The sequence below is a fragment of the Streptomyces sp. TRM64462 genome (assembly GCF_013362995.1).
GTDB lineage: Bacteria > Actinomycetota > Actinomycetes > Streptomycetales > Streptomycetaceae > Streptomyces.
This window is the reverse complement of sequence record NZ_JABWDV010000363.1, coordinates 3,324-6,548: the sequence shown is the minus strand read 5'-3', so window position 1 is coordinate 6,548 and position 3,225 is coordinate 3,324. Positions and strand designations below refer to the sequence as shown.

Sequence of the window (3,225 nt, the reverse complement as noted above, 5' to 3'; positions counted from 1 at the left end):
GGTACCCCCTGCTCGAAGAGCTTGGGGGAGATTGAGGAGCGGGGGTTCGGGGGCAGAGCCCCCGATCGGGCGCTCAGCGGAACACTCCCGTGTGGCCCAGTGAGTAGCGGCCCGGCTGGGGGTAGACCGCCAGGCCGTGCGGGCCGTCGCCGACGGGGATGCGGGCCAGCTGCTTGCCGGTCGCGGTGTCGATGGCGTACACCTCGGAGTCGTACCGCCCGGACAGCCACAGGACCTTGCCGTCGGCGGAGATGCCGCCCATGTCGGGGGAGCCGCCGTCCGGCAGCCACCACTTCTTGGTGAGCTTGTCCTGGCCGAAGTCGAACACGGAGATGGAGCCCTCGCCGCGGTTGGGCACGTACATCTCCTTGGAGTCCCGTGAGATGTACAGGCCGTGGCAGCCCTTGCCGGTGGGCAGCAGCTTCGGCGTGGTGAACTTCTCGCCGTCGAGGGCCCACATGCCGTGCGCCATCATGTCGGCGATGTAGAAGGTCTTGCCGTCGGGCGACAGTTTGACATCCTGCGGCATCGCCCCGCTGAAGGGCAGCTTCTGCTGCGCGACGACCTTCATCTTCTCCGTGTCGACCTTGAGCAGCTCGCCGGAGAACTCGCACGAGACGATGAAGTAGCGCCCGTCGGCGGAGAAGTCGGCGTGGTTGACGCCGTAGCAGGAGACCGGCTCGGTGTGGACGCGCTTCATGGTGTGCGGGTCGCGGAAGACGAGCTCGCGGTCGAGGGACGCCATGACGACGGCGTACTTGCCGTTGGGCGTGAAGTACAGGTTGTACGGGTCGTGGACCTCGACGTCCTTGCCGCGCGTCCCGGTGGCGGGGTCGATCGGTGTCAGGGTGTGGCCCTGGTTGTTGTTCACCCACAGGGTCTTGAGGTCCCAGGACGGCACGACGTGCTGCGGATGCTTGCCGACCGGGATGGTCTCGACGACCTTGTACGTCTTCGGGTCGATGACCGAGACGGTGTTGGACAGGGTGTTGGGCACGTAGACGCGCGAGGGGAAGCCCTTGACCACCGGGGACAGCTGGTTCGGGCGGTCCGCCGCGTAGATGTCCTTGGGGTTCAGGACGGGGGGCATGCCCGGGAGCCCGGCGGGCACACCCGGGGCGACGGCCTTCTTCGGTGCGGCGGGCGGCGCGGCGGCCTTGGGAGTGGCTCCGTCGCCGGTGAGTCCGCAGCCGGCGACGGCGGCGACGGCGGCGAGGAGGGCGGCCGCGAGCGGGATCATGGATCGCTTCGTCAGGTGCACGGTCACGCGGACCATTTAAGGGCGATGCGGGGCGGAAAATACCGATTGACCGTGATGAGCGCCTTCGCGCATCGCTACCGCCGCTACCATCGGGACCCCGACGAAGGCCGGATCGTCAAGGAATCACTCACCCGCCTCGATAGTTATTCATGGTTTTCAAGGCAGGTGACGGACCTCACCTGCGATTCACATGCACAGCGCCTGATTTAATCGGTTTGGTATCGATTTGAGCCTTTGGCGGTAAGGCCCCCGTCTGCCATAGTCGAGCGCGACGACCCCCGCGACCCGGGCTCGGTCGTCGGCAGCGCGCCGGACTACACCCCAGACCGTCCCTGGGCGCGCATTCACCAGAAGCCCCCTGCCGGGGGCTTCTGTGCTTCAGCGGTCGATGACCCGCATCTCGAACCAGGTGTTCTTGCCGCGCGGCAGCAGGTCCACACCCCAGCGGTCGGAGAGCTTGTCGACGAGGAACAGCCCTCTGCCGCTGATGTCCATCTCGTGCACCGGCATCAGGCAGGGCAGTCCGCGGGACGGGTCGCGCACCTCGATCCGGATGCGGCCGCGGCGGCGGTGCATCCGCAGGCCGAAGACACGGGCGCCGGTGTGCCGGACGGCGTTGCCGACCAGTTCGGAGACGAGCAGGATCGCGTCCTCGGCGAGCTGCGGGCCGAGCGACCAGTGGCGCAGTACCACGTACTGGGTCAGCCGGCGGGCGATCGCGGCAGACTCGGGACGGGACGGCAGCCGCACCTCCTCGACCGTCGGATCACCGAACTGTTCGAGCGCCTTGAGTGCCAGCTCGTCATCCGCGGTCGGCACCCCTCGCGCGGCGGTAGCGCTGCCGCGCTGCCATGGTTGATCCACACCTTCCAGCCCCGACATGTCCACCATCATGGCCGCCCCACGGGGGCCGCGGGGCGGTTCCGCGGGAATCGATCCCGCGGAACCGGCGGCCGGTCAGGGCGCGTTGGGCATATGACGGAGGCAACCGAACCCCCACAGACCCATGCTGACCTGCGGTGACACAGGGCTTGCACATGATCACGGAGAGGCGGGAGTCCACGTGCCTCAAGAGTGCCTTGAGGCACCCTTAAACCACCCGTACGACTGAAGTTCCCACCGCTCACCGTTCAGAGGAACTTGGCCTTGCCGGGGCCCTCCTCCACGAAGCTGCGCATGCCGCGCTCGCGGTCCTCGGTGGCGAACAGCCCCGCGAACCAGTTGCGTTCGATGGTCAGACCCGTGTCGATGTCCGTCTCCAGGCCCGCGTCGACCGACTCCTTGGCGGCGCGCAGCGCCAGCGCGGGCCCCTGGGCGAGCTTCGCGGCCCACGCGTGCGCCTGCTCGTACACCTCGGCCGCCGGGACGACCCGGTCGACGAGGCCGATCGCCAGCGCCTCGTCCGCCCTGACGTGGCGTCCGGTGAAGATGAGGTCCTTGGCCTTGGAGGGGCCGACGAGCCGGGAGAGCCGCTGTGTGCCGCCCGCGCCCGGGATCAGGCCGAGCAGGATCTCGGGCTGGCCCAGCTTGGCGTTCTCGCCGGCGATCCGGAAGTCGGCGCACAGCGCCAGCTCGCAGCCGCCGCCCAGGGCGTAGCCGGTGACGGCGGCGACGACGGGCTTGGGGATACGGGCGACGGCGGTGAAGGAGTCCTGGAGGGCCTTGGCGCGCAGCACCATGGCCGTGTGGTCCATGGCCTGCATCTCCTTGATGTCGGCGCCGGCCGCGAACACCTTCTCGCCGCCGTACAGCACCACCGCGCGGACGTCGTCGCGGCCCGCTGCCTCCTCGGCCAGCTCCTTGAGCCGGTCCTGCGTGGCGATGTCCAGGGCGTTCATCGGGGGCCGGTCCAGGCGGATGGTGCCGACGCCCGCGGAGACTTCGAGAGTGACTGTCATACGGGGCAGGTTAGCCGTGGGGGGTCTGGGGGGTCCCCCCAGATAGCACAGCACGGCGGCGGGCCC

3 protein-coding genes are annotated in these 3,225 nt (G+C 69.0%); all 3 read right to left on the bottom strand.

Features of this window, described 5'->3' with window-relative positions:
* Window positions 1–73: 73 nt before the first annotated feature.
* Window positions 74–1,240 carry a YncE family protein gene (locus HTZ82_RS20065; RefSeq protein ID WP_175410811.1) on the bottom strand — a complete coding sequence of 389 codons (1,167 nt, stop codon included), beginning with the start codon at window positions 1,238–1,240 and terminating at the stop codon, window positions 74–76.
* A gap of 399 nt (window positions 1,241–1,639) precedes the next feature.
* Complete coding sequence (locus tag HTZ82_RS20060) at window positions 1,640–2,143, bottom strand: ATP-binding protein (RefSeq protein WP_175410809.1); 504 nt, start codon at window positions 2,141–2,143, stop codon at window positions 1,640–1,642.
* A 248-nt stretch (window positions 2,144–2,391) separates the two neighbouring features.
* The gene (locus HTZ82_RS20055) at window positions 2,392–3,159 is read right to left on the bottom strand and encodes an enoyl-CoA hydratase/isomerase family protein (RefSeq protein ID WP_175410808.1); all 768 of its coding nucleotides are present in this window, start codon (window positions 3,157–3,159) and stop codon (window positions 2,392–2,394) included.
* Between the last annotated feature and the right edge of the window lie 66 nt (window positions 3,160–3,225).

Coding starts and splice junctions, on each gene's coding strand:
- HTZ82_RS20065 (WP_175410811.1), bottom strand. CDS start 1,240: ATGATCCCGCTCGCGGCCGCCCTCCTCGCCGCCGTCGCCGCCGTCGCC.
- HTZ82_RS20060 (WP_175410809.1), bottom strand. CDS start 2,143: ATGTCGGGGCTGGAAGGTGTGGATCAACCATGGCAGCGCGGCAGCGCT.
- HTZ82_RS20055 (WP_175410808.1), bottom strand. CDS start 3,159: ATGACAGTCACTCTCGAAGTCTCCGCGGGCGTCGGCACCATCCGCCTG.